A 25,316-nucleotide genomic window follows, 5' to 3' on the forward strand; every position below is an offset into this window, starting at 1 on the left:
ATTTCGCGGCTGCGTCATTGGCGGCGAGATCGTGTGGCCAGACCGGGAGAACGGATTGATGACCACCAGGCAAGGCGGAAAAGGCGCTTTCGACAAGAGACCTGAGCTGGCACGGCGCGTGGCGGCCAAACGGTTCTTTGCGAAACTCGTTCTGTTTGCCGAGCGCCTTGCGCCGAAAACGCTTCTGCCGCTCTCGGTCGCCGCGGTGTTTCTCTCGCTTGGTTGGTTCGGTCTGTTCCGGCAGATGCCCGACCTTTTGCGCTGGGCTGTCGTTTTTGTCGTGGTCTTTACATTCCTCAGCGCGCTCCTGCCGATTGCGCGTCTGCGCTGGCCTTCGAAGGAAGAAGCCTCGCGCCTGCTTGAAGAGCGCAATGGTCTTCCGCACCAGCCGGTCGGCGTTCAGGAAGACGAGCCCGCTTTCGATACCCCCATTGCGCGCGCGCTATGGAAAGAGCACCAGACGCGCATGGCCGAGCGGATCGCCGCGCTCGATGCAGGTTTGCCGCGGCCGGATATCGCCCGCCACGACCGGATGGCGCTTCGTGCTATCCCGGCGCTGCTCCTTGTTGCTGCGTTCGGCTTTTCCTATTCGAATGGTGCAGGCAGCATTGCCGATGCATTTCGCAGCCGTCCGGCCTCCGGGCCGCTGAACCCGGATATCCGTCTCGATGCCTGGGTGACGCCGCCATCCTATACGGGTCGGGCGCCCATTTTTCTCACCAGCCAGAATGCCGATCGCGCCGACGCGGTCTCCGTTCCGCAATCCTCCAAGCTGACGATCCGAATGACGGGTGGTGCGGGCCAGGAGGAGGTCACCTTCGAGCCTGACGCGGCCGGCGAGTTGCAAAAGCTTGCGCCGGAAGGCGCGCAGGAAAAGGCGACCGTCGCTGTTGCGCCTGCCCAGCCAAGCCCCGAGGGCCAGACCGCAGTTGCGCCGCGCACCTTCACGATGGAGTTCAAGGAGAGCGGTACCATCGAGGCGAACGGCCAGTCTTGGTTCTTCAATATCATCCCGGACAGACCACCGGTCATTGCTTTTGACAATCTGCCGCGCCGTGCGGCCAATGGTGCGCTGGAGATCGGCTTCACCGCCAAGGACGATTATGGCGTGCGTGAAGCCCATGCCGTCATCGAGCCACTCGACATTCAGGCTGACGCCACGCCGCTTTATCCGCCGCCGGAATACAAGCTCGATCTTCCGCGCCAGAATCCGCGTGACATGAAGGGCGTGACGAGCCGCAATCTCACCGAACATCCCATGGCGGGAAAACGCGTCCGCATTACGCTCGTCGCAACCGATGGCGCAGGTCAGACGGGCAAGAGCCCTCCGCAGGAAATGATCCTTCCAGGGCGCAATTTCTCCGAGCCGCTAGCGGCCTCGGTCGCAGAACAGCGGCAGATCTTCTCGCTCGATACACGCCAGATGCCAAAGGCGATCGCCTATAATGAGGCGGTCAGTCTGCGTCCGGAAGAGACCATCCCCAACAAGACGCACTACCTCCTGCTGCAATCGGCGCAGGCGCGCATGAAGCTCGCCTATAATGAGGAGATGCTGAAGAATACGGCGGACTATCTCTGGGAAATCGCTTTGGGGATCGAAGACGGTGATCTATCGCAGGCGGAAAAGCGCTTGCGTGATGCGCAGGATGCCCTGTCGCAGGCACTGGAACGCAAGGCACCGGATGAGGAAATTGCCAAGCTCATGCAGGAGCTTCGCGAGGCGATGAACGAGTTCATGAAGGAACTCGCGCAGCGCATGCAGAATGCACCCCAGGGCAATATGAACCAGCAGGCGCAGAACGTGCTGCGTCAGCGCGATCTGGAAAACATGATGAACCAGATCGAGAACCTTGCCCGTTCCGGTAACCGCGATGCGGCGCAGGAAATGCTGTCGCAGATGCAGCGGATGATGAACAACCTGCAGGCCGGTCGCCCGCAGCGCGGCCAGCAGGGCCAACAGCAACAGGAAAATAGCCAGTTGCGCCAGCAGATCGACAAGCTGGGCGAGATCATGCAGCAGCAACAGAAGCTGATGGACGAGACCTTCAAGCTCGACCAGGCGCTGCGCGACCGTATGCAGCGCGGCGATCCTCAGCAGGGCGAAGAGGGCGGCGAGCAGCAGATGGGCGAGAACGGCCAGCAGCCGCAAGATCAGCAAGGCCAGAACGGCGAGCAGCAGAATGGCCAGCCGCAGAACGGACAGGGGCAAAACCCCGATCAGATGACCGCCCAGCAACTTCGCGAGGCGTTGAAGAACCTGCGCCAGCAGCAGGAGGGACTGGGCAAGCAACTCGGTGACCTGCAAAAGGGCCTCCGCGATCTCGGCATGGAGCCCGGTCAGAATTTCGGCAAGGCCGAGCAGGAAATGAAGGGTGCCGGTGAAGCGCTGGGTCAGGGCCGTGGCGAACGGGCTGTCGAAGGTCAGGGCAATGCGCTGAATGCGCTGCGCCAGGGTGCTCAGGACATGATGGGCCAGATCATGCAGGCCATGCGCCAGCAGGGGCAGCAGCCTGGCCAGGGTCAGCAGGGCATGATGGGGCAGGGCGACCAGAACGGCCGCGATCCGCTTGGCCGTCCCCGCGCCAATTCCGGCCCGGATTTCGGTGATTCACAGGTTCGGGTACCAGATGAAATCGACGTGCAGCGCGCACGTGAGATTCTCGAAGCAATCCGCGAAAAGCTCGGTAACAATCCGCCTGCGGATGTGGAACGCCGCTATCTGGAACGTCTACTGGATATCCAGTAACCGCTACAGACGGGTTATCCCCCACAGCAAGGCCGCGATATGTCGTTGCGCCGTGGTCTTTTCGAGTGGCTTGATTGTTGCCGGCTGACCCCTGTCAGGAACAATCTCAAAAAGCTCTGGTTCGAAGAAGCGCTACACCAAGCGAACCAAAGGAGAATGTTATGAAGGCACTGACCTGGCATGGCAAACACGATATTCGATGCGAAACCGTGCCCGATCCCGTCATCGAGGATGATCGGGATGCCATCATCAAAGTAACCGCTTGCGCGATCTGCGGCTCCGATCTTCATCTTTATCAAGGCTCCGTGCCTGACATGCATTCCGGCGATGTCATGGGCCATGAGGCCATGGGTGAGGTCGTTGAAGTGGGCAAAGGAAACAGCAAGCTGCAGGTCGGCGACCGGGTCGTTGTGCCGTTCACCATTTCCTGCGGGCATTGCTTCTTTTGTCAGCGCGGCTTCTTTTCCGGTTGCGAGAACAGTAATCCCGACAAGGAGAAAGCGAAGAAGATGTGGGGCAATTCCCCCGCCGGTCTTTTCGGCTATACGCATATGCTTGGCGGCTATAGTGGCGGTCAGGCGGAATATCTTCGGGTCCCCTATGCAGATGTGGGGCCAATCAAGGTGCCCGACGGCTTGACCGATGAGCAGGCTCTCTTTCTGTCCGACATCTTTCCGACAGGATACATGGCGGCGGAATTCTGCAATATCCAACCCGGCGAGACGGTTGCCATATGGGGCTGTGGACCGGTCGGTCAGATGGCGATCCGCTCGGCTTACATGCTGGGTGCTGCCCGCGTGATTGCCGTCGACAGTGTGGCGGAGCGCCTCGCGCTTGCGGCGGCTTCCGGTGCGCTGACGCTTAACTATCTGGAAACCGATATCTATGACGAGATCATGCAACTGACCGGCGGGCGTGGCGCAGATGCCTGCATCGATGCTGTCGGGACAGAGGCAGACCCTGCAGCCAGCTGGGACTCGCGCATCGACCGGATCAAGGTCGCAACCTTTATGGGGACCGATCGGCCGCATGTGCTGCGTCAGGCCATTCACTGCTGCCGCAACTTCGGCACTGTTTCGATCGTCGGTGTCTATGGTGGGTTTCTCGATAAGATTCCGATGGGCTCTGCCATCAATCGCGGCTTGACCCTTCGCATGGCGCAGACGCCCGTCCAGCGCTACCTGCCGATGTTGATGGACCGTGTGCTGAAAGGCGAGATCGATCCATCCTTCGTCATCACCCATCGCGCGACACTGGAGGAAGGGCCCGGCCTTTACGAAACCTTCAAGAACAAGGACGATGGTTGCATCAAAGTCGTCATCAAGCCGTAAGGAATGCGACGAGCCTCGACCACAATCGGAGAGGGGCTTGCGCTCCATGCGATGATGAGGGGGATATTGTCAGTGGTTGGACGCTGGCGAAACAGCATCGACAGATGGTTGAGCCCAGCAAAGCTAGAGGAGCTTTGCTATTGTCTTTCAGGACGCTGAGCCGGTGGACTGACGCAGGATCAACTCCACCGGCCACAGTTCCTGACATTCCTGAATCGGCCTGCCGGAGATGATCTGGAGGAGAAGTTCGGTCACGCGCATGCCGGCCATGCGCATGGATGAGCGGGTGGTGGATAGCGGCGGCAGCATGCTTTCAGGCGTCAGGTAGGGAAACACATCGTCATGAGCGATGACGGAGACGTCCTTGCCGATGACGAGACCCAGTTGCGTCGCGGCACGATAAACGCCTTGAGCAGTCATCATCGCTCCAGCAACGAAGGCAGTGGGGCGCGATGGTTGCTCCAGAAGTGCGCGGGCAAATCGAAAGGCCGTCTCTTCGCTGAAATGCTCGTTCATCATCAGCTTCGGGTCGGGTGAAAGCCCGTATTCCGAAAGCGCGTCCGTAAATCCCTGTTCACGGTCGTTGACGAATGTTCGGCCTTTCGGTCCATTGATGAGGGCAATGCGCCGGTGTCCGCGCTCGAGAAAGTGCATGGTGGGACGGTATGTAACGTCGCGATTGTCGATATCGAGCCAGGCATGCGGAAACGACGTCTTCGACCGGCCATGCACGATAAAGGGCACGCCCAGTCGGTTCAACAGGGCCACGCGTTCATCCGCCGGGCGGGGCGAGTGGACGACGATGCCATCCACCTTGCCGCTGGCCGCCAGACGGTTGAAGATCGCCAGTTCCTCATCGAGATTGTTGTCGATGGCGACACTGACAAGAATGTCGGTTTCCTGGCCTTCCAGACGCGCGGCCATGCCGCCCATGAATTCCGAGAAGAAGTGTCCGCCGCCACTGCGACCCATGACGACGCCGATGGCGCCCGCGCGCCCGGTCACAAGCCTGACCGCATTGGCATTGGGGCGATAGCCGAGCCTGCGGGCAGCCTCCATCACCCGCTCGCGGGTTTCCTGGCGAACCTCCGGATAACCCCCAAGGGCGCGGCTGACCGTCGTCGGGGAAAGGCCGACCTGTTCTGCGAATTCCTTGAGCTTCATGATGTCCGCCGTTTTCATCTGCATGCTAGCTCAAAGCGAATTTTTCAAGCAACAAAAATCGAAAGCGATTTAAAATTAGAGAAGGAGGATGAAGCATTTAGATTCAGAGGCTTCTCTGCGATCGTACCTTCAAGGGCGTGTCAATGCGGAAAAATACCATTTCATCCGCTATTGACAGGCGGAAGAGGAATTGTAAGCTTCGAAAAATTGAAAGCGTTTTCAATTTACGTATCGTCAAAGTTTCATAGGGAGGAGAATGATGACGAACTTTTCTAAGAGGGCCTTGTTGCTGTGCGGTAGCCTTTTGGCCTTTGCGGCATCAGCGCAAGCTGCCGAGATCGCCATGGCGGCCAATTCCACCGGCAAAAACCTGAACTTCATTCGTGAGCGTTTGGCCGAGTTTGAAAAGCAGAGCGGCCATAAGGTCAAACTGGTGACGATGCCGCCATCGTCCAGCGAACAGTTCAGCCAGTATCGCCTTTGGCTTGCAGCCGGGAACACGGATGTGGATGTCTACCAGACCGATATCGTCTGGGCGCCACAACTTGCCGATCAGTTCGTCGATCTGACGGCTGCGGCCAAGGACGTCATCGGTCAGCACTTCCCATCCGTGGTCGCGTCGCAAACCGTGGATGGCAAGCTTGTGGCCATGCCGATGTACACCGATGCGCCGGCAATGTTCTATCGCAAGGATCTGCTAGACAAATACGGCAAGCAGCCGCCGAAGACTTGGAAAGAGATGGCAGAGACTGCCAAGGAAATTCAGGACAAGGAACGTGCAGCCGGCCAGAAGGATATGTGGGGCTTCGTGTTCCAGGGCAGCGCTTATGAAGGCCTGACCTGCAACGCGCTCGAATGGGTGGCGTCCGCTGGCGGTGGACATATCGTCGAGACCAATGGCGACATTACCATCAATAACGAGAAGGCCGCTGCCGCTCTCGATATGGCGAAAAGCTGGATCGGCACGATTTCGCCCCAGGGCGCATTGGCCTACAAGGAAGAGGAGGCGCGCGGGGTCTGGCAGACGGGCAACGCCGTCTTCATGCGCAACTGGCCCTATGCCTATGCTCTGGGCAATGGCGCCGATAGCGCCATCAAGGGCAAGTTCAGCGTCGCGCCGCTGCCAGCGGGCGCAGACGGCGAGGCACCTGCTTCGACCCTGGGTGGCTGGAACGTTGCTGTCTCGAAATATTCGAAGAGCCAGGATGCAGCCATTGAGCTGGTCAAGTTCCTGACCTCTGCCGAAACGCAGAAGAAGCGGGCGGTGGAGCTGTCCAATATGCCCACCATTGCAGCGCTTTACGACGACAAGGATGTCGCTGCTGCGCAGCCCTTCATGCCGCAGTGGAAGCCGATCTTCGAAACGGCGGTTCCGCGTCCGTCCGCGGCAACCAAGGTGAAGTACAACGAGGTCTCGTCGAAGTTCTGGGGTGCTGTCCACAACACGCTCTCCGGCTCCGGCACGGCTGCCGAAAACCTCGAACTTCTCGAAGTCGAGCTGACCGATCTCAAGGGCAGTGGCTGGTAACACTGTCAACGCGAAGCGGCATCTCTCGCCGCTTCGCCTCCCGTCCAATCGGTGGAAGCTCTCATGAAAACAACTGTCCCTGATCGACAGGCGGCGATGGTCGGCTCCGACCTGCAGTCGGAGCGGCTACGCTCAGCCTGGCTGTTCCTCGCCCCGACCTTTCTCGTGCTCGCGCTTGTCGCGGGCTGGCCTCTCGTCAGAACCGTCTGGTTCAGCCTGACGGACGCCTCTCTGACCAATCTCTCCGGCGCCCAATTCGTCGGACTCAAGAACTACATTTCGTGGATTACGCTCAGCAGCGGCCGCACCGTCTATCGTGGTCTCCTGGCAGATCCGGTCTTCTGGGGCGCTGCCTGGAACACGGTAAAATTCACCATCGTCTCTGTGTCGCTCGAAACGGTTCTGGGTCTCATCGTAGCGCTGGTGCTGAACGCCGAGTTCAGGGGGCGAGGCTTCGTGCGTGCCGCGATCCTCATTCCCTGGGCCATTCCGACCATCGTTTCGGCCCGCATGTGGTCCTGGATGCTGAACGACCAGTTCGGCATCTTGAACGACATGATGCTGAGCCTCGGTCTCATCAGCCATAAGATCGCGTGGACCGCAAACCCCGAAACGGCAATGACGGCGGTGCTGATTGTGGATGTGTGGAAGACAACGCCCTTCATGGCGCTCCTCATTCTCGCCGGTCTGCAGATGGTGCCGAAGGATATGTACGAGGCAGCCAAGGTCGACGGCATCCACCCGATCAAGGTGTTTTGGCGCGTCACACTGCCGATGATCCGCCCGGCGCTGATGGTCGCGGTTATCTTCCGCATGCTGGATGCGATGCGCGTCTTCGACCTCATCTACATATTGACGCCCAACAATGCCCAGACGCGCACCTTGTCGGTGCTGGCACGCGAAAACCTCTTCGACTTCGACAAATTCGCCTATGGTGCGGCGGTCTCGACGATGCTGTTTCTCATCATCGCCTCGATCACCATCGTCTATATGTGGCTTGGCCGCGTCAACACCGATGGAGGCGCAAAATGACAGCTTCGACTGTTGTGAAAAACACCGCCTTTTATGCGCTCGTCGCCATCATCATCGTGGTGGCAGTCTTCCCCTTCTATTATGCCATCCTGACGAGTTTCAAATCCGGCACGGCTCTCTTCGAAATCAACTATCTGCCGAAGAGCTTTTCTCTCGGCAACTATGCCGACGTGCTGGCCAATGACAGCTTCCTGCGCAATCTCGGCAACTCGCTGATGGTGGCAACCTGCGTCGTGGCTCTCTCGCTGCTTCTGGCGGTGACGGCGGCTTATGCGCTTGCCCGCGTTCGCTTCAGGGGACGCGCGCTGCTGCTGCTGACGATCCTCTCGGTCTCGATGTTCCCGCAGATCGCGGTGCTGGCCGGCCTCTTCGAATTGATCCGCTGGGCGGGTCTGTTCAACACGCCGCTGGCACTGATCTTCTCCTACATGATCTTCACTCTACCCTTTACCGTCTGGGTTCTGACGACCTTCATGCGGGATCTGCCGGTGGAAATCGAAGAGGCGGCGATCGTCGATGGTGCATCGCCATGGGTCATCATCACGCAGGTCTTCCTGCCGCTGATGTGGCCGGCGCTGGTCACGACAGGGCTTCTCGCCTTCATCGCGGCCTGGAACGAGTTCCTCTTCGCGCTCACTTTCACCTCATCGAACGATCAACGCACGGTTCCGGTGGCGATCGCCCTGCTTTCGGGAAGCTCCCAGTTTGAAATTCCCTGGGGAACGATCATGGCGGCCTCCGTCATCGTCACTGTTCCACTCGTCATCCTCGTTCTGATCTTCCAGCGACGCATCATTTCCGGCCTCACCGCCGGCGGCGTCAAAGGCTAGGAGAAATCTCATGACCAGCATTCAACTGCGCAACGTGCGCAAATCCTTTGGCGCTTTCGAGGTGATCAAAGGCATCGACATGGATATCCGCTCCGGCGAATTCATGGTCTTCGTCGGCCCATCCGGCTGCGGGAAATCGACGCTGCTGCGTCTCATCTGCGGCCTGGAGGAAATCACCGGCGGTGAACTGTCCTTCGAGGGCGAGGTGGTCAATCGCCTCACACCCGCCAAGCGCGGTGTCGCCATGGTCTTTCAGTCCTATGCACTCTATCCGCACATGACCGTTTTCGAGAACATGGCCTTCGGCATGAAGCTCGCCGGCTCCAGCAAGCAAGAGCGGCGCAAGCGCGTGGAAGCGGCCGCAGAGATGCTGCAGCTGACGCCCTATCTCGAACGTCTGCCCAAACAGCTTTCCGGCGGCCAGCGTCAGCGTGTGGCGATCGGACGCGCTATCGTTCGCGATCCCAAGGTCTTCCTCTTCGACGAGCCACTCTCCAATCTGGATGCCGCCCTTCGTGTCGCGACCCGTCTTGAAATTGCCAAGCTCCACCGTAGCATGCATGACACGACCATGATCTACGTTACCCACGATCAGGTGGAGGCGATGACGCTTGCAGACAGAATTTGCGTGTTGCGGGACGGTCGTGTCGAGCAGGTCGGCACGCCACTCGAGCTTTACGAAACCCCGGTCAACACCTTCGTCGCCGGCTTCATCGGCTCGCCGAAGATGAATTTCATCAGTGGTCATCTCGCCGAAAGCCATGGCGCCCATTCGATCGGTATTCGGCCGGAGCATATCGTGGTTTCCGATGGAGCGGGTGGCTGGACGGGCGAAATCGTTCACTCCGAAATGCTCGGCTCCGACAGCTACATTTATGTCGATATCGGCGCGGACGAACCGCTCGTCGTGCGCGAGGAGGGCGTTTCGCACCGAGCGCCGGGCGAAAAACTCAAGCTCTCGCCCTTGCCGGAGCACATTCACAGTTTCGATCAAGCAGGTGTTTCTCTCAAACGTGCAGAAACACGCGGAGCCGCCTGATCAATTTCAGTTCACCGGCGTTAACAACCCGCGCTGGTTCATCAAGGAGCATATCTATGACCATCAATACCGTCGTCTGGGGCGAAAACATCCACGAGCATATCAATGAGACGGTTCGTGCTGTTTATCCCAACGGCATGCACAACACGATTGCCGATGCCCTGAACAAGGACCCGAAGATCAATGCGACGACCGCCACCCTGCAGGAGCCCGAGCACGGGCTTTCGCAGGCGAGATTGGACCAGACCGATGTGCTGGTCTGGTGGGGCCACAAGGACCATGGCGCCGTTCAAGATGAGATCGTCGAGCGCGTCGCCAAGCGCGTCTGGGAAGGCATGGGTCTCATCGTTCTCCACTCCGGCCACTTCTCCAAGCCGTTCAAGCGGCTGATGGGCACACCTTGTGCCTTGAAGTGGCGCGAGGCCGGCGAACGTGAACGCATCTGGACCATCAATCCCCGTCACCCAATCGCCGCCGGCCTGCCAGAGCATTTCGAACTGGAAAACGAGGAAATGTACGGGGAGCAGTTCTCCGTGCCGGAACCCCTTGAAACCGTGTTTATTTCTTGGTTTCAGGGCGGCGAGGTTTTCCGCTCCGGTCTCACATGGCGCCGCGGTGCGGGCAACATCTTCTATTTCCGTCCGGGACATGAAACATATCCCACTTACCATGACGCCAACATTCAGACGGTCATCAGCAACTCGGTCAAATGGGCATACAATCCGGCAGGCGCGCTGAAGAGCATCCACGATGCCCCGAACGTGCCCGTTGAAAAGGCGCTTGAGCCTATCGAAGAGCGCGGCCCCAAACTGCACCAGGCTGGTGAAGCAGGTTACAGGTAATCCATCATGAAGCTTCTTATTCTCGGTACCGGTGGCATGGCGAATACGCATGCCACCCACTTCTCTCAGATTTCCGGTGTGGAAACCGTCGCGGCTGTCGACGTGGACGAGGTGATCGTCCGCGCCTTTGCCGCACGCCACAACATTCCACTGACCTTCACCTCGCTGGACGATGCCCTTGCCTGGGGCGAGTTCGATGCGGTGGCGAACGTCACGCCGGATGCAATCCACCATCCAACCAGCCTCAAGCTTCTGGCTGCCGGTAAGCACGTCTTCTGCGAAAAGCCGCTGGCGGAAACCTATGGCAAGGCTGCCGAAATGGCGGATGCCGCCGAAAAGGCTGGTCTCGTTGCCATGGTCAATCTTACCTATCGCAATGTGGCGCCGCTACAGGAAGCGCGCAAGATGGTGCTGGACGGCCGCATCGGCAAGCTTCGTCACCTGGAGGCATCCTATCTCCAGAGTTGGCTGGTGTCGAAAGCCTGGGGCGACTGGATGACAGAGAGCAAGTGGCTCTGGCGCCTGTCGACCAAGCACGGCTCAAACGGTGTGCTGGGCGATGTCGGCATCCACATTCTCGACTTTGCGTCCTATGGTGCGGGAAGTGATGTGGAGCGCATCTTCACGCGGCTGAAGACCTTCGACAAATATGAGGGCAATCGGATCGACGTCTATGATCTCGATGCCAATGACAGCTTCACCATGACGGCGGAATTGCAGAACGGCGCCATGGGCGTCATTCACGCCACCCGTTGGGCGACCGGCCACCTCAACGAGCTTCGTTTGCGCCTGCATGGCGACAAGGGCGCGCTTGAGGTCGTTCATACGCCGGAATATTCGACGCTGCGCGGTTGCCTTGGCGAGGATATCGAAAAGGCGGTCTGGCGGGATATCGAGCCGGAACCCGTGCCGACCAATTACGAGAAATTCGCCAAGGCTGTGATGGAGGGTGGGGTCGCCGATCCTGATTTCCGTCACGCGGCCAACCTGCAGAAGATCCTCGACCTCTCGATCATCACCGATCGCGAGCGACGCGAAATCGCCGTCTGAGGTTTCGACAGTCAGCACAGACATTGAAGGCCGGGGAGCTGCCTGCTCCGCGGCCTTCTTGCATTATGGCTCGCCAACACCCGACAAACGGTATGTTAACAGGTGCTGTTCTAGGGTGATCCAGAGAGTGTCTGTGCTGGAGCGCCGATATACTGAAGCGGCCATCGTTGAAGCTTGGACATCTCTGTCGCGCGGGTCATGGTGATGTTGTCCTCACCAGTTCCTCGTCTGCTTTTATGTGTTTGCGTTATGGGCCGGTGAACTGAGATGGCGATGAATCAGGGCGTGATGGACGGGGCGAGCTATCGCGAACCTACGCATGGACCGGAAAACCTGCTGCGGCTCTTCGCCCTTCTATGGCGTAATATCCTCATCATCCTCTTGAGCGGACTGCTTCTGGCAGCTGCCGCCTTCGGCGTGTCGCTGCTCATCCCCAATTACTATTCTGCGACAACCCAAATCCTGCTTGATCCGGAAGGCTCCAGGATTTTGGAAAGCGATCTGACCGCTCAGCCGCGCGCGGTCGATTCTCACGTGCTGAACCAGCAATATCTGCTGACGTCGAATGAGCTTCTGACCCGCGTCGTCGAAAAAGAAAATCTGCAGAACGATCCAGACTTCGGCGCCTACAATTCCGAATATACCGACAGCAAAAGCCGCACGCAGCTTGCGGTCGATAGACTGCGCAAGGCCGAGTCTGTTGCGATCGTCGGCAAGAGCTTCATCGTCAATGTCACTGTGAGATCGAGCAGCCCGGAGCAGGCGGCAAAGCTCGCCAATACGATTGCCGATACCTACCTGGAACTCCGTTCCGAGATGAATGCCGACACGCTGAAGCGCACGGGCGGTGGCCTGTCCGCACAGTTAGAGCAACTGCGCAAGGCCGTGGAAGATGGTGACCGTGCCGTTCAGGCCTACAGGGCAACCCACAACCTGGCCAATGTCGCCGGGCGTCCCGATATCGAGCAGCAGATTTCCGACACCAATGGGGAGATTGCGCGTCTTTCAGGCACGATTGCGGAGAACGAGGCACTCGTCTCCGAACTGAGGCAGGCGCGTAACGACCGGCAATATCTGCGATCGATCCCCGATTCGTCGCTGACTCCCTCGATCATTTCGCTCAGGGCCCGGTACCAGCAAAGCCAGGAGGAACAGGCCGTTCTCGCAACCTCGCTCGGCGCGCAGCATCCAGCGCTTCAGGCCGCAAGAGCGAGAACGCAGTCGCTTGCCACCATCCTCGACGACCAGCTTCGCAATTTCTCCACCACCACGTCGCGCAATCTCGACCGGCTGAAAAACCAGTTGGCCCTTCTTCAGGCCAATCTTGACCGGCTGACGCGCAATCAAAACGGCGAAGAAAGCACGATGGTGCAACTGCGCGAGCTTCAGCGCAAGCTCGACAGCGATCGTGCCGTCTACGAATCCTTCCTGCTGCGGACGCGCCAGCTTTCCGAGCAGCAGGGAACGCCGACGGAAAATTCGCGGATCATCTCCGTTGCCGAGGCGCCGTTGAAGAAGGCCGGACCGCCGAGAGCCTTGCTGGCCACCGGTGCCGGACTCTTCGGCATGATCCTGGCAGCCGGTATTCTGGTGCTGCGCGACCAGTTCGGGGGACGAAGCTCGGCGGTCGCTGCTGCTACCCCCTCCATTGTCAATCGCTTCAAGAGGGCGAAGCCGGAAAAGACTGCGATCACGCCGCCTGAAGAAAAGCTTCAGACTGTTCCATCGACGCCGGTTTCGACGGTTGCACCTGTTGCTTTGCCACAGCCTGTTCCCGAACCCGTAACTTTTGCGTCAGGCATCATACCTGCCAAGCGCAGCCGCGCGCTTCTGGCCAATGAGAAGGATGACTATGCGGGGCTTGTGAAGGAACTGTGCTCTTCGGTTCCTTTGGCACAAGGATATGCGGTGCTCGTGGCTGCCGTCGGCCCGCAAAATCGCGCCTCGCATACGGCATTCAACCTGGCACATGCTGCCGCGCGCCTGGGACGGCGCGTGCTGTTGGCGGACGGCGCAAGCCGTGACCCGGCATTGACGCGCATGTTGCTGGACGCCTCCTCCTCCGCCGCAGACAACGCTGTCACAGATCGTGCTGAGCGTGGGGAAATTGTGGATTTCGAAGACACGGCGCTGATGAAATTCCTGCCCGCTGGTGCTGATCTTCAGGCTCATCTGTCGGGCAAAATGGTGAGCGAGGAAAACGAGGCTTTCGATTTGATCGTTGTCGATGGCGGGATTGCCAGCGCGCATCCCATCTCCGCACCGATTGCCAAGATGGTCGACGAGGTCGTTCTTATACAAAATGAGGACGATGCCGGAAGCACCGTTCTCTCGCTCGTGGCTCTCGAAGAAAGTGGGCTCAAGCAGGCACGGGTGGTTCGCCAAGACCGTACCGGCCTGCATTATTGAGGCCCGGTCTTGGCAGACAGTAGGCATCTCGCCATGAAGCGCATCCCATTCTGGCAGAAGGGCCTTGGAGCCACAGGCCTCAGCATTCTCTTCAATACGGGACTTCGCGGATCGACGCTCGTTCTGCGCTTCGCACTCTCCTTCTATATCGTTAAGTTCATGGGGCTGGAGGCGGCGGGTATCTATGGCCTGGCGCTCGGCGTCGTCACCACCGCGCCGGCCATCCTCGGATGGGGACTCAATTACTTCATCGCCCGCGATGTCAGCGGTAAATCGAACGGCGTGACCGGCGCCTATATGAAGACGCGGCTTGCGGTGACGATTGCGTCCCTGTCCCTGATGACGCTACTGGCCGTCGTTGCGGCGTTCATCTTCAATTATCCGATCAAACCTCTGTATGTCGTCATCCTGATTATCGTCTGGCTGGAGACGATCTCGTGTGACATCCACATGCCCTTGATCTCCAAGGAAATGGCAAGCGCCGCCAATATCCTTTTCTTCCTGCGAACGACGTCGTGGGTCTTGCCCGTGATTGCTCTGGGCCTCGCCTTCCCAGCGTTTCGCAACGTTGAAACAGTGTTCGTCGGCTGGTCGCTTGGGTATATCGGCATGTTTGTTGGCCTGTTTTACGCCCTGCGCCATTGGCCGCTTGCGCGCATCGCCAAAGCACCGGTGCGCTATGACTGGATCAAGAGCCGCATGCGCCGCTCCTGGATGATCCACATCAGCGAGATTTGCAATGTCGGCCTTGTCTATGCCGATCGCTATATCATTTCGCTGTTGCTGACGTTGTCATTGACGGGGGTCTACACCTTCTACTGGTCGCTGGCGAATGCGTTGCAGACGCTGATCTCGACGGCCGTCCTGCAAATCGCCATCCCAAAATTATTCAAGGCTTACAACGACGGCTCGGCTGCGGAATGGCGGCGGATGATGGTCCGGCAATTTACCAAGACTGCCGTGGCTGGCCTCATTCTCGGCGTGGCGATTTTCGTTGCGGGAAGTGTGGTGGTGGAGGTCATGAACATGCCTGCGCTTATTGAGCATGAGGGCGTTTTTGCGCTGCTGCTGGTCACGGCTGCGGTTCGCGCCTGCACCGATCTCATGGGTTTTGGCATGAGCAGCCTCAGAAAGGACGGCCATTACGCCGTCGTCAATCTTTCCAGCGTTATTATCTCGATCGGCATGAGTTTTCTTCTCATCAGCACCTTGGGCTTCATGGGAGCGGGGCTCGCAGCGCTTGTGACGGCCCTGATAACGGCGAGTGTTTCGGCGCTCATGCTGTGGCGAGCTTCAAGGAATATTTAAAGCAATTGATGCCTGCTGGGGGCAGGCTAAAGGGGATGGGCATGGCAGTCGGTCAACCGCAGAAAACCGTGTTGGGGAAGCTTCTAAAGGCGCTCTATCACGCCACCATACACAGCCTGCCGATCAAACAGGCGACCCAACTGCAGTATTTCCGCTATCACCGGCTTTGGCCCAACATCAATAACCCCAAGACACTCAACGAACATCTGGTTGCACGCAAGATTGCGTGGCGTGAACCTGCGGACGATCCGCGATTGATCATGCTGAGCGACAAGATCGCTGTCAAAGCGCATGTCGCCAAGGTTCTGGGTGACGAGTGGGTGACGCCGACGCTTTGGCGGGGCAAGAACCTCGACGATTGCCCGCCCTTGCCGTTTCCCTATGTGATCAAGGTCAATCACGGTTCGGATCGGAACATCTTTGTCTATGGGCCTGACGATCTCGTCGGCGCCAAGGAGAAGTGCGACCTCTGGCTACAGGGACGTACCGCCTGGCGTCTTGCGGAAGAATGGTACAACCATATCGAACCGGAACTCTTCATCGAGCCCTTTATCGGCGAGAATGGCGAAGCGCCGGTCGATTACAAGCTGTTCTGCTTCGAGGACGATATTCCCTGCATCCAGATCGATACGGCCCGCTTCAGCGATCACCGCCGCTGCTTTTATGACGAGCATTGGAATAAGCTGTCCTTCGGCCATTATTACCCGATGGAAGACAAGGAATTGCCGCGTCCTCCGCATCTCGATGCCATTCTCGCCGCGGCCCGCACCCTGGCGCAGGGCTTCGAATTTGTCCGCATCGACTTTTACGACAAGCCGTCAGGACCGGTTTTCGGGGAAATGACCTTCTCTCCGACGTCGGGATTTGGCGCCTTCCGTCCACCATCGACGGATGCCTGGCTGGGCACCTTTTGGCGCGCTAATCCCAAAGGGCGATTTCGCACATCGGCGGAGGGGTAATCAGCCTGCCGAAGGGAGATCATTGGCGTCCGTGCGATTGGGGACAGTGAGAAGCCACGACAGGATGATGCCGCCCAGGAGCCACGCCGACACAACATAGACGTAGTAGAAGCTCGGGGTGAAGACCGCGTTGAACAGGAATAGGAACGCGATGTAACCGCAGGCCACGCGTCGCACGCCTAGGCCGTTGCGCGGCAGGTCCGTGTGGACCCAAAGATGCAGCTTGCCGAAATAGAAGCCGAAAAGCGTTGCGGCAAAAATGATGCCTGGGATGCCGAAATTGAGGTAGGCCTCGCCGAAAAGGGTGGGGCGCAGGCCTGCATGGAATTCAGGATCAAGCCCTGCGAGCGTCGTGGTGATGACGCCGGTGCGGTAGTCGTTTCGAAACTCGCTGATGAAGGCGGGGATCAATGCGGTGTAACCGGCCAGATAGGTCATGCCGTGGTAGAACTGGCCCTTGAAGCCGCTCAAGATCCACGCGTAGTCGCGAAAATCCGAGAAGTTGTTGCCGTAGAAGATCTGGGCGCTCAGGCTGTCGATCAAGTCGGGTGCTGCCTGGCCATCTGCAGACGAGCGCAATATGCCGAGGCCTACGGCGACAAGGATAAACGCGAAGGCGGAAGCACCGAAGACGAGAAGGTTGCGGTATCGGTAGGCGATGATGATGCAAATGATGAAGGCGAAGAGCGCTTCGATACTGGCGCCGCGCGTACCGATCATCAAGCCAAGGACGCTGCAGAAGAGGCCCATGGCAATGAATTTGCGGCCCCCGGCAAAACCATAGACCAGCAGGCTGATCGCGGTGGTCGGAAGAATGACAGCGTAGAGGTTGATGACCGGGCGGATCGAGGGGTTTTCGAAAGCGAATTCGCGACCCTCGAAGGGCCTCACTCCCAGAGCGAATAGCCCCGCTGTTGCCAGAAGAATGATGAGGAAGGACAGCCAAGCGCCGGTGCGCGTCTGCCAGAAAGAGTAACCGCTTTCAATGAAGTCGAAGAGGTAGCTTCGGCCTGAACTGAATGTCGAAAGGCCCATGCCGACAATGAGAAAGACGACGCCAAGCACCGAGAGAAAGAAGGCCTGGTCGAGGTGCTGCCGGATAGCAAAGATTGCACCACCAACCGCCGCCATGTTCTTTTCCGAGCCGGCGAAGATGGGCATGATGAGGACTGGCAGGACGGTGTAACGAAGCCAGAAATAGGAGGAGAGTGTCAGCACACCCCATCGCAAGAAGGAGCTGATATAATAGAGGACGAAGATCAACCAGCCGAGAATGAGGATGAGCCAAGCGAGATTGGACATTTCCAAGCCTTGTTCACGTGCCGGGCTGCTAAAATCGGCTAGCTGAACCCGCTTCGGTTCAGGCTATGTTTCGTTGCCATCACCATGCCCAAAATCTCTTAAGATATTGTTGACCATGTTTGTTGGTTGGACGTCCACAGCCAATCATGATCGGATTTCCGATCTCTGCCGATTTTGTGCTACTGATTTCTTCTGGGCGCTCGGGGCATTTCTGGCTTGACGAGCCCTCTTGCTGAGAGATCGTTAGGATGACATCTCACATTCAAATTTTGCGCGAAAAGCTTGGCCAAGGCTTATTGCTCTGCCCGTCGGTCGCAGCGGTGATTCACGATTCGAACGGTCGGTTGTTGCTGCAGGAGAAGTCGTCTGGAGAGGGGTGGAGCTTGCCAGCAGGGGCTATTGAGCCCGGCGAAACTCCGCGGGAAGCCATCGTTAGAGAGGTATTCGAGGAAACGGGCCTGTCGATAGCTGTCGAAGAGATCGTCGACGTTTTTGGCGGAAAGCATTTCCGCTACACTTATCCAAACGGCGATGAGGTTGAATACGTTGTGACGCTGTTCAAGTGCAAGGTTACGGCTCCACAGGCGCCGATCCCTGACACTGAGACGAGATCGATACGTTATTTCCACTCGGGAGCGTTGCCGACGTTGGCGCTGCCATATCCAAAGTCATCGCTGTTTGGACGTGATCAAGAGGAAAGCTAAGCTCTGGCGAAGTGCAGTTTACCTGTAGCCCTTGTCGAAGAAACTACACGGCAGAGCCAGTGGCAGCCGTCATTAGGATTTTCTCGAGCTTGTCATAATATCCTGACTGCTCCGCCGTGCCATCAAATGAGGCGATCCCTGGAAACAGCTCGTCACGTCTCTGCCACCAACGCTCCGGGCCGATTGAGACTGCTTTCGCCAGCAGTCCGGCAAGCGCTCGCGGCTGCTCCGGATCGTAGCACCAGCCGGTTTTCTCTGCTTCGATGATTTCCGGCGTTCCGCCTCTCGTGCTGCCGATGACGGGAACACCATAGACGCCAGCCTCAACGAGGATACGGCTTTGCGGCTCGTGCCAGAGAGAGGGAACGACGACAGCATCGGCGATGCGATAGATTTCCTGAGGTGTGACGAAACCGCGAAACTCAACATTCGCCACTGAGCCGAGACGTTTGATACGGTCCTCCTCACCCGGGCGACCGCGTCCCGCGAGGACCAGACGGGCATTGCTCCCTGCAGGCAAAGCCTTGAAGGCCTTGATCAAATCGGGAACGCCCTTTTCCTTTGCCAGCGCACCGAGGTAACCGAAGGTAAACACGCGCTCCACCGGTGTAGTGCGCCCAATGGCGCTTGTGTCGAAGGATTGCAGCGGCGTGTTCTTGTTGTGCATGACATGCCAGTCAGCTTCTGCCAAAACACCGTTTTCGATGAAACGCTGCTTCACGAAGTTGCTGACGGCAATCACTGTCATGCCGTTTCCGCGTAGTCTCAAGCGACGATTGATCAGGCTGCAATCGAAGCAGGGCGTTATGCAATTGTCCTCCCTGCGGAACATGCTGGTCTTGGGACAGAGCAGGGCGTAGTCTCGAAGATGCAGACAGATCGGGATCCCTGCATCCTCGGCGGCCTGAAAAATCGCTGGCTGCATGTAGGAGGAGTTTTGCGCGTAGATGAGATTGAAATTCTCGCGCCTGAAAAATTCTGCAAGTCCTTCCACGCAAAGCGCGCCAAAGGCCGTGCGCAGATGCCATGCGGCACGACGAGCAAAGTTGACCGAGGGCTTGAGGTGGCCGGGCAGGTAGCTGTTCTTCCAGGGCAGTCGAACCACGCGTACATTGCCGGCAAGTCTGGTTTCCCCTGGCGGCACTAGAGGATCTCCGACTTTTCCGAGCGCCAGTACGGTCACATCATGCGTCTTGGCGAGCTCGATCGCCCCCGCGCGTGCCGATATCTCAGCGCCTCCCTCTGCCTGGGGAGCAAAAGTCTGCGAGACGATGCAGATTTTCACGCGTCTTCCCCTCGTTGATCGGGAGTGGTTCGTTACAATTGTTCCTAAATCGCAAACAACTCTTTAAATATGTTGAATAAACCTTCCTTGAGAAAGCATGTCTAAAGTCCTTGCATCAATCAAGAGTTCTTCACTTCGAAGTCGGGAGGAAGGGCGCAGTTGAGCAAATCGGTGGCGAGCGCATGAATTCTGTTTTACAAAATCGCTGGGCAACAAAAACAACAACGCCGCGTATACCCACGTCAATGGGTGGCCCAAGGGAAGAGACAATGAGGGTTCTGCACGTTTTTGAAACACTGCCGGGTGGGCCTGCGACATATCTCAGTGAGGTGGCGCCCCATCAGGTGGCAAAATACGGCGCGGCGAATGTCAGGGTGATCGTCCCAGACCGACACTTGTCTCATGTGCAAAATATTCCATTGTCCTGTATCGCCACGTTCCGAAGGAATGGCCGGTACAAATCCCTTGCGGCGCTGGCACGTGCGGTCACGGAAGAGGTGCAATCGTTTCGTCCGGACGTCGTGCATGCCCATTCGACCTTTGCAGGTCTGGCGGTGCGCTTAGTCGGCGCGCTCAATCGAAATTTCCCCCCCGTCGTCTACTGTCCGCATGGATGGTCTTTCGACATGGAGACGCTTGGCCCTCTGCGTCCCGTCGCGAAGCTGGGTGAGCGTCTGCTTGCGCCCTTGTGCCAGAAGATCGTCGCCATCTCACAGCACGAATATGACAGAGGGATCGAAGCCGGTATTTCTCCTGACCGGATGGTCGTGATCGAAAACGGCCTGTCGAGCAATCGGCCCGTGGCGGTTCCGGTCGAATGGAGCGATCCACGTCTCAAGGTGCTGTTTGTTGGACGCCTTGATCGGCAAAAGGGTGTCGATGTGCTTTTGAAAGCCGTCCAGTCGCTCGGTAGCGAGGTCACAGTCAAAGTCATCGGGGCTCATGTCACGACGAAGGAAGAGCAAAACAAGCCCATCTCTGTTCCGGACAATGTCGAGCTTTTGGGATGGAAATCGCCCGAGGAGATTGCAGGCTATATGAATGCCTGCGACGTGGTGGTCATGCCGTCGCGTTGGGAGGGTTTTGGCCTTGTTGCTGTGGAAGCAATGCGTGCCAGGAAGCCGGTGATTGCTTCTGCAGTTGGTGGCCTTCGCTCGATCGTACGCCATGGTCAGACGGGCTTTCTGGTTCCCGCTGGCGATAGCGACGCTCTCGCGCAAACGATCGTGGCGCGCGATAGAGCGGGTTGGCGCGAGATGGGCCTTGCGGGATATATGCGTTTCCTGTCCCGTTATCAGAGCGACAGGATGAACGGCGATATTGTCGATCTCTATGACCAGATAACGGGCAAGCAAACCGCCGAGGTTCGTGTGCTGGCATGACCACCTTCATCAATGGGCGCTTCCTCACTCAAACGACGAGTGGGGTTCAGCGTTTTGCCCGGGAGGTCGTCATTGCTCTCGACAAACGGCTGGCCGAAAACCCCACCGCGGACGAGTGGGTGCTGCTGACGCCGGAGGGAGCCACGGAAAGGATGCCTCTGCGTGCGATCACACAGCGGGCTGTGGGCCGGTCTTCCGGGCATGTCTGGGAACAGACGAACCTCTACAAAGCCGCACGGCACGGCCGGCTCATCAACCTTGGAAATAGCGGCCCCATCCTTCATTCGCGCGCGGTCACAGTCGTTCACGACGCGATGATTTTCCGCACGCCGGAGAATTTTTCGCGCAAGTACCGGCTGGTTCACGGGTTGTTGGGCCGTCTTCTCGCGCACCGCGGAAAAATCGCCACCGTATCGGAGTTTTCAAAGCGAGAGCTCGAAAGTGCTTTCGGCACCAAGGATGTCACTGTTGTTTCTAACAGCTGCGAGCACATGGCTGCGGTTGTCAGGGATGAGACCATCGTGTCGCGATTGGGGCTCGCGGATGAACCCTATCTCCTGTTCGTCGGCTCGCGTACGCCGAACAAGAATATAAGGCGCGCCATGGACGCTATCCGGATGATGGGTTCAGCAGCGCCCAAGTTCGTCATCGCAGGCGCGCCCGCATCCAGCGTTTTTCAATCCTATGAGACGTCCGATCCGGAGGCAAATTCTGTCACCGATAAGATCGTCTTCACAGGCCGCCTGTCCGATGAGGAAATTGCTGGACTTTATGCCGGAGCGACGGCGCTTCTTTTTCCCAGCCTCTATGAGGGGTTCGGCATTCCGCCGCTGGAGGCCATGTTGCTGGGTTGCCCTGTACTGGCATCGGATATTCCGCCGACCCGGGAGGTCTGCGGCGATGCGGCACTGTTCTTCGATCCCCTTCGACCGGACGACATGGCTCGCGCGATCAAGGAGATTTTGCACAACCCAGAACATCGTGCAAAGATGATAGAGCGTGGATATCTGCGCGCTCAAGAATTTTCTTGGGACAGGAGCGCAGGTCGCCTTCTTGATATTGTCGAGCAGCTTTAAGTAAAATTGAAGATACTTAAATGTAATAGTCGACTGGCAGAGCGCCAGTTGAAAGAAAGTGAATCCAGTCGATGCGGATTTGTATCGTAGCCCAGACATTCGCGCCCCAGGAAGAGGGCGGTGCGGAGATTGTGGCGCGTATGTGCGCTAGGGAGTTGGCGCGCCACCACGAGGTCTTCGTTCTCTCGCTCGGTATGAGTGGCGACAGGTTGGCGCCGACGGGCGAAGCGACGGGTGAAGACGGTATCAGAGTCGTCCGGGTGAATTGGCACAACAGCTACCTCCCTGGACATAAGAAGCCGCTGGTCGGGCGCATCGAGAAAGCGCGCTGGCATCTCAAGGCATCAGTGGGTGCCGTTTCAGCCAAGGAAATCAGGGAGATATTCGCGCGTGAGCAGGTGGACCTCGTCTACGCGCATAACTCGGCACGCATGCAGCCGGCGCTCTTCGAGGCCAGCCGGCAATTGAATATTCCCTTATGTGTGCATCTGCATGACTACGCTCTGCTTTGTCCAAAATCGAGCATGTTCAACGCTGGCGGAAATTGCGACACCCCGTGCCTCAAATGTCGTGTTCTGACGTCGAGACTGAAATCGGATGGCGATGGAATGACCGCGATCGCGGTAAGCGAGGCGCTTAAGCAGACCTATCTTCGGGCAGGCGTTCTCACCAAAGCGGACTGGCACGTGCTGAGGAACGAGAACCTCCGCGAGGATAAGCTTCATCGGCCCTTCGTCGGACGCGATAGCGCTCGTAGTGATATCTTCACTTTTGGCTATCTCGGGGCTCTGTCGGAAGAAAAGGGCATCGAAGATCTCATCCGCGCCTTTGTCGACATGCCGAATCGCCGCTCTGCCAAGCTTATTATTGCGGGTCGGGGCCGCGAAGATTATGTCCGTCACCTGCAGTCCATCGCCAACGGCGCGCCAGTCACCTTCATGGGCTTTACGCCGCCGGAGGAGGTTTACGGAGTGGCGGATGCTGTCATTCTACCTTCTCGCTGGCGCGAGCCTCAAAGCCTCATCCTGATCGAAGCCGCGGCCTATGGTGTGCCGATCATCGCCACCAATCTCGGCGGTACGCCCGAGATCGTGGAAGATATGAAAACGGGCTGGTGCTATGATCCAAGTGTGGCCGGATCGCTCGCCGGGGTGATGGAAAAGGCGCTGAAGATCGGTCACGGAAATTGGTGGGCGGAGCGCGATAAACTTTTTCCAGGTATCCGGGGCTTTAAAGGGACGGCTGAAGCATCGCGCTACTACGAACGGTTGAACGCACTTCTGGTTGAGGCGCAGAGGCCGGATCATCTACATCTTCAGGCTCTCTAAAGTAATAACTTTGGAAAAGCACAGTATCTTTAGATTTTATTTAGCCGATTGTCCGATTTTTGCTTTCGCTCCATAGGTGCAAGCAGGGGAATTGAACATGAACGCCGGTTTCGCTTCCAGTCAGATGTCTGTGTCTACGCAGCAGACATCTGTCGACCATCCGGTTACATTTGCAAACACGGTCGGTCTTTATAAGCCGGCGGATGTTTCCTTGAGCGGCGAGGGTGTCGACACCGCGGTCCTGTTCGTCAGTTCCTGGGGCTTTGAAGAATTATGCGCACGTAAATTCTGGCGATTGCTTGCTGGCGATCTAGCGACACGCGGCCTCTCGAGCATGCGCTTCGACTATCCCGGAACGGGTGACGCAATCGATCCAGTCGACTACGACAAGGGTCTCGATCTATGGCTCGACAGCATTCGCGGGGCAGCAGCGAAACTGCGGGAGCTGTCTCAGACCCGCCAATTGATCCTCATCGGCCATGGTCTTGGCGCACTGTTGGCCTGGAAGGCCGCGGAAACCATGGACAATGTGGTCGGTCTTGCTCTTGCCGCTCCCGCATTGTCCGGGCGTCACTGGCTTCGAGAGTTCGTGGCCTTAAGTCGTGTCGCCAATCCCGATGCCCTGCAGCATAGGGCGCAGGCATCAGGCCCCGCCATGGGCGAACAGGTCTTCCCGGATAGTCTCGCCGCCAGTCTTCGCACCATCGCCATATCGTCTGCCACAAGCGTGCCTGCGCGCAATATTTTTCTCTTGAAGCAGGAGAACCGTCCGGCCGACGAGCAGTTCGCAACCCATCTTGCCGCGCTCGATACCGAGCTGCGGGCGGTGGTGTTTCTCGGCTACAACAACTTCGTGCGCGACGTGCTTTTCTCGGTTCCGTCCTTGAAGGCCATCGAGATGCTCTCTGGTTGGGCTGCCGACGTGGCGGCAAAGCAGGGCGGCAAGACTGCAATGCTGCAGCAGGAAGCCTCGGTGCAAGGTCTCTCTTCGCAACCGCTGGCGGGCGACGGATTTCAAGAGCGCCCGGTCCGCTTTGGCGATCACAAACGGCTCTATGGCATCGTCTGCGAACCCCTTGGTCAGCGACAAGGTGCCACCGTCATCGTGTCTCCAACAGGCTATGAACGCATGTCGGGATGGGGGCGTATATCAGCTCAAATGTGCAGAGACCTTGCCCGCCAAGGCATTGCCTCGCTTCGCTTCGATGGAGCAAATGTTGCCGATAGCCCGCCTGCCGAGGGCGCGCCGGAGCAGATTCTCTATCATGCTAGTCAGTTGACAGACGTCATGGCTGCCGTCGATTTTCTCGAAGCGGAAAACCAGCTCCCCGTGATCGTCACCGGACGTTGCAGCGGCGCGTGGGTCGCCTTCAAGAGCGCCGTAAAAGACCCGCGGATCAAGGGCTGCGTGCCGGTCAACCTCTATGATCTCTATATTCCAGCCGACGTGGACGTGAACCTTTTTCTCCGCTCAACCCGTCAGTCGCTGTCTGGATATGGCTCCAAGTTTATGAGCGGAGCGCTCTGGAAGCGTGTGCTGCGGGGTGAAGTGCGCGTGGTAAGCGGCCTCTCCAATCTGTTCAAGGCGTTGGTGGGGAAGGCGTTTTCCTTTCTCACCCCGCTTTCAGTGAAGTACCCTTATTTTTCCGAACGCGCCCGTTCGCTCTCGCGCGACTTCGGCAAACTGGCCGAAAACGATACAAGGGTCACCTTAATCTACTCTGAAGGAGACGCTGGCTTTGGCATGCTTGAGCGCAACTTCTGCCGGCGCGGGCGCCTTTTGAGAGGTCCATACGGCACGCCTAAGGTCGTCACGATCCCTAAGGCCGATCACAACCTCACCACCGCCGAGGCTCGCGAGGCTTGGACGCTGGAGTTGAAGACACTGGCCCTTCAACTTCCGCTCAAGCCTTAAGATCGGTTTCACAGTCTGTGAGGAAAAGCGGTCACCTTGCGGCTGTCCCATGGCGTGACCTTAAAAGAAAAGCGCGCCACCTGATT

Annotated in this window: 19 protein-coding genes; 16 read left to right on the forward strand and 3 right to left on the reverse strand. The window is 58.1% G+C overall.

Features of this window, described 5'->3' with window-relative positions; translation table 11 throughout:
• Positions 1–58 precede the first annotated feature (58 nt).
• Entirely contained in the window at positions 59–2,746 is a 2,688-nt protein-coding gene (locus AC07U5_RS18425; protein WP_494723883.1) for a TIGR02302 family protein, read from the forward strand.
• 161 nt (positions 2,747–2,907) lie between these two features.
• Positions 2,908–4,077: a zinc-dependent alcohol dehydrogenase gene (locus AC07U5_RS18430; RefSeq protein WP_111847426.1), complete on the forward strand. Its 1,170-nt coding sequence runs from the start codon at positions 2,908–2,910 to the stop codon at positions 4,075–4,077.
• A 147-nt stretch (positions 4,078–4,224) separates the two neighbouring features.
• On the opposite strand, the gene AC07U5_RS18435 is transcribed toward AC07U5_RS18430, so the two are convergent.
• Positions 4,225–5,241: a substrate-binding domain-containing protein gene (locus AC07U5_RS18435; protein ID WP_313057088.1), complete on the reverse strand. Its 1,017-nt coding sequence runs from the start codon at positions 5,239–5,241 to the stop codon at positions 4,225–4,227.
• Positions 5,242–5,500: 259 nt separating this feature from the next.
• Between AC07U5_RS18435 and AC07U5_RS18440 the strand changes: the two genes are divergently transcribed.
• From AC07U5_RS18440 to AC07U5_RS18480, 9 genes are all read left to right on the forward strand, one after another.
• The gene (locus AC07U5_RS18440) at positions 5,501–6,769 is read left to right on the forward strand and encodes an ABC transporter substrate-binding protein (protein WP_112519821.1); all 1,269 of its coding nucleotides are present in this window, start codon (positions 5,501–5,503) and stop codon (positions 6,767–6,769) included.
• Positions 6,770–6,832: 63 nt separating this feature from the next.
• Entirely contained in the window at positions 6,833–7,801 is a 969-nt protein-coding gene (locus AC07U5_RS18445) for a carbohydrate ABC transporter permease (protein WP_494723884.1), read from the forward strand.
• The gene (locus tag AC07U5_RS18450) at positions 7,798–8,631 is read left to right on the forward strand and encodes a carbohydrate ABC transporter permease (RefSeq protein WP_112519514.1); all 834 of its coding nucleotides are present in this window, start codon (positions 7,798–7,800) and stop codon (positions 8,629–8,631) included. Before AC07U5_RS18445 ends, AC07U5_RS18450 begins: the two co-directional genes overlap by 4 nt.
• A gap of 10 nt (positions 8,632–8,641) precedes the next feature.
• Positions 8,642–9,670: an ABC transporter ATP-binding protein gene (locus AC07U5_RS18455; RefSeq protein WP_494723885.1), complete on the forward strand. Its 1,029-nt coding sequence runs from the start codon at positions 8,642–8,644 to the stop codon at positions 9,668–9,670.
• 56 nt (positions 9,671–9,726) lie between these two features.
• Positions 9,727–10,512 (forward strand): ThuA domain-containing protein, encoded by a 786-nt coding sequence (locus AC07U5_RS18460; RefSeq protein WP_494723886.1) that lies wholly within the window; start codon positions 9,727–9,729, stop codon positions 10,510–10,512.
• Between the two features lie 6 nt (positions 10,513–10,518).
• Entirely contained in the window at positions 10,519–11,562 is a 1,044-nt protein-coding gene (locus AC07U5_RS18465) for a Gfo/Idh/MocA family protein (RefSeq protein WP_062600152.1), read from the forward strand.
• Positions 11,563–11,829: 267 nt separating this feature from the next.
• Positions 11,830–13,971: a GumC family protein gene (locus tag AC07U5_RS18470; protein WP_494723887.1), complete on the forward strand. Its 2,142-nt coding sequence runs from the start codon at positions 11,830–11,832 to the stop codon at positions 13,969–13,971.
• 33 nt (positions 13,972–14,004) lie between these two features.
• A complete protein-coding gene (locus AC07U5_RS18475; RefSeq protein WP_494723888.1) occupies positions 14,005–15,279 on the forward strand; it encodes a lipopolysaccharide biosynthesis protein in 1,275 nt (424 codons plus the stop codon).
• A 41-nt stretch (positions 15,280–15,320) separates the two neighbouring features.
• On the forward strand, positions 15,321–16,238 hold the full coding sequence (locus AC07U5_RS18480) for an ATP-grasp fold amidoligase family protein (RefSeq protein WP_494723889.1): 918 nt from the start codon (positions 15,321–15,323) through the stop codon (positions 16,236–16,238).
• On the opposite strand, the gene AC07U5_RS18485 is transcribed toward AC07U5_RS18480, so the two are convergent.
• Entirely contained in the window at positions 16,239–17,540 is a 1,302-nt protein-coding gene (locus AC07U5_RS18485; protein WP_494723890.1) for an oligosaccharide repeat unit polymerase, read from the reverse strand.
• A gap of 248 nt (positions 17,541–17,788) precedes the next feature.
• Between AC07U5_RS18485 and AC07U5_RS18490 the strand changes: the two genes are divergently transcribed.
• Positions 17,789–18,244: an NUDIX domain-containing protein gene (locus tag AC07U5_RS18490; protein WP_112360402.1), complete on the forward strand. Its 456-nt coding sequence runs from the start codon at positions 17,789–17,791 to the stop codon at positions 18,242–18,244.
• A 43-nt stretch (positions 18,245–18,287) separates the two neighbouring features.
• On the opposite strand, the gene AC07U5_RS18495 is transcribed toward AC07U5_RS18490, so the two are convergent.
• Positions 18,288–19,529, reverse strand: a complete 1,242-nt coding sequence (locus AC07U5_RS18495) for a glycosyltransferase (RefSeq protein ID WP_494723891.1) — start codon at positions 19,527–19,529, stop codon at positions 18,288–18,290.
• A gap of 269 nt (positions 19,530–19,798) precedes the next feature.
• On the opposite strand from AC07U5_RS18495, the gene AC07U5_RS18500 reads away from it, so the two are divergent.
• The 4 genes from AC07U5_RS18500 to AC07U5_RS18515 all read left to right on the forward strand — a co-directional run bounded on the left by AC07U5_RS18500 (position 19,799) and on the right by AC07U5_RS18515 (position 25,230).
• On the forward strand, positions 19,799–20,911 hold the full coding sequence (locus tag AC07U5_RS18500) for a glycosyltransferase (RefSeq protein WP_494723892.1): 1,113 nt from the start codon (positions 19,799–19,801) through the stop codon (positions 20,909–20,911).
• Complete coding sequence (locus AC07U5_RS18505) at positions 20,908–21,987, forward strand: glycosyltransferase family 4 protein (protein ID WP_494723893.1); 1,080 nt, start codon at positions 20,908–20,910, stop codon at positions 21,985–21,987. The genes AC07U5_RS18500 and AC07U5_RS18505 overlap by 4 nt, the downstream gene beginning before the upstream one ends.
• 71 nt (positions 21,988–22,058) lie before the next feature.
• Positions 22,059–23,315, forward strand: a complete 1,257-nt coding sequence (locus AC07U5_RS18510) for a glycosyltransferase (RefSeq protein WP_082546315.1) — start codon at positions 22,059–22,061, stop codon at positions 23,313–23,315.
• 97 nt (positions 23,316–23,412) lie between these two features.
• A complete protein-coding gene (locus AC07U5_RS18515) occupies positions 23,413–25,230 on the forward strand; it encodes an alpha/beta fold hydrolase (protein WP_494723894.1) in 1,818 nt (605 codons plus the stop codon).
• Positions 25,231–25,316 lie beyond the last annotated feature (86 nt).

The organism is Agrobacterium sp. GW821-FHT02D03, from assembly GCF_059421725.1.

Excerpts from the sequence above, each read along its gene's own strand:
- AC07U5_RS18425 (WP_494723883.1), top strand. The coding sequence starts at position 59 with ATGACCACCAGGCAAGGCGGAAAAGGCGCTTTCGACAAGAGACCTGAG.
- AC07U5_RS18430 (WP_111847426.1), top strand. The coding sequence starts at position 2,908 with ATGAAGGCACTGACCTGGCATGGCAAACACGATATTCGATGCGAAACC.
- AC07U5_RS18435 (WP_313057088.1), bottom strand. The coding sequence starts at position 5,241 with ATGAAGCTCAAGGAATTCGCAGAACAGGTCGGCCTTTCCCCGACGACG.
- AC07U5_RS18440 (WP_112519821.1), top strand. The coding sequence starts at position 5,501 with ATGACGAACTTTTCTAAGAGGGCCTTGTTGCTGTGCGGTAGCCTTTTG.
- AC07U5_RS18445 (WP_494723884.1), top strand. The coding sequence starts at position 6,833 with ATGAAAACAACTGTCCCTGATCGACAGGCGGCGATGGTCGGCTCCGAC.
- AC07U5_RS18450 (WP_112519514.1), top strand. The coding sequence starts at position 7,798 with ATGACAGCTTCGACTGTTGTGAAAAACACCGCCTTTTATGCGCTCGTC.
- AC07U5_RS18455 (WP_494723885.1), top strand. The coding sequence starts at position 8,642 with ATGACCAGCATTCAACTGCGCAACGTGCGCAAATCCTTTGGCGCTTTC.
- AC07U5_RS18460 (WP_494723886.1), top strand. The coding sequence starts at position 9,727 with ATGACCATCAATACCGTCGTCTGGGGCGAAAACATCCACGAGCATATC.
- AC07U5_RS18465 (WP_062600152.1), top strand. The coding sequence starts at position 10,519 with ATGAAGCTTCTTATTCTCGGTACCGGTGGCATGGCGAATACGCATGCC.
- AC07U5_RS18470 (WP_494723887.1), top strand. The coding sequence starts at position 11,830 with ATGGCGATGAATCAGGGCGTGATGGACGGGGCGAGCTATCGCGAACCT.
- AC07U5_RS18475 (WP_494723888.1), top strand. The coding sequence starts at position 14,005 with ATGAAGCGCATCCCATTCTGGCAGAAGGGCCTTGGAGCCACAGGCCTC.
- AC07U5_RS18480 (WP_494723889.1), top strand. The coding sequence starts at position 15,321 with ATGGCAGTCGGTCAACCGCAGAAAACCGTGTTGGGGAAGCTTCTAAAG.
- AC07U5_RS18485 (WP_494723890.1), bottom strand. The coding sequence starts at position 17,540 with ATGTCCAATCTCGCTTGGCTCATCCTCATTCTCGGCTGGTTGATCTTC.
- AC07U5_RS18490 (WP_112360402.1), top strand. The coding sequence starts at position 17,789 with ATGACATCTCACATTCAAATTTTGCGCGAAAAGCTTGGCCAAGGCTTA.
- AC07U5_RS18500 (WP_494723892.1), top strand. The coding sequence starts at position 19,799 with ATGAGGGTTCTGCACGTTTTTGAAACACTGCCGGGTGGGCCTGCGACA.
- AC07U5_RS18505 (WP_494723893.1), top strand. The coding sequence starts at position 20,908 with ATGACCACCTTCATCAATGGGCGCTTCCTCACTCAAACGACGAGTGGG.
- AC07U5_RS18510 (WP_082546315.1), top strand. The coding sequence starts at position 22,059 with ATGCGGATTTGTATCGTAGCCCAGACATTCGCGCCCCAGGAAGAGGGC.
- AC07U5_RS18515 (WP_494723894.1), top strand. The coding sequence starts at position 23,413 with ATGAACGCCGGTTTCGCTTCCAGTCAGATGTCTGTGTCTACGCAGCAG.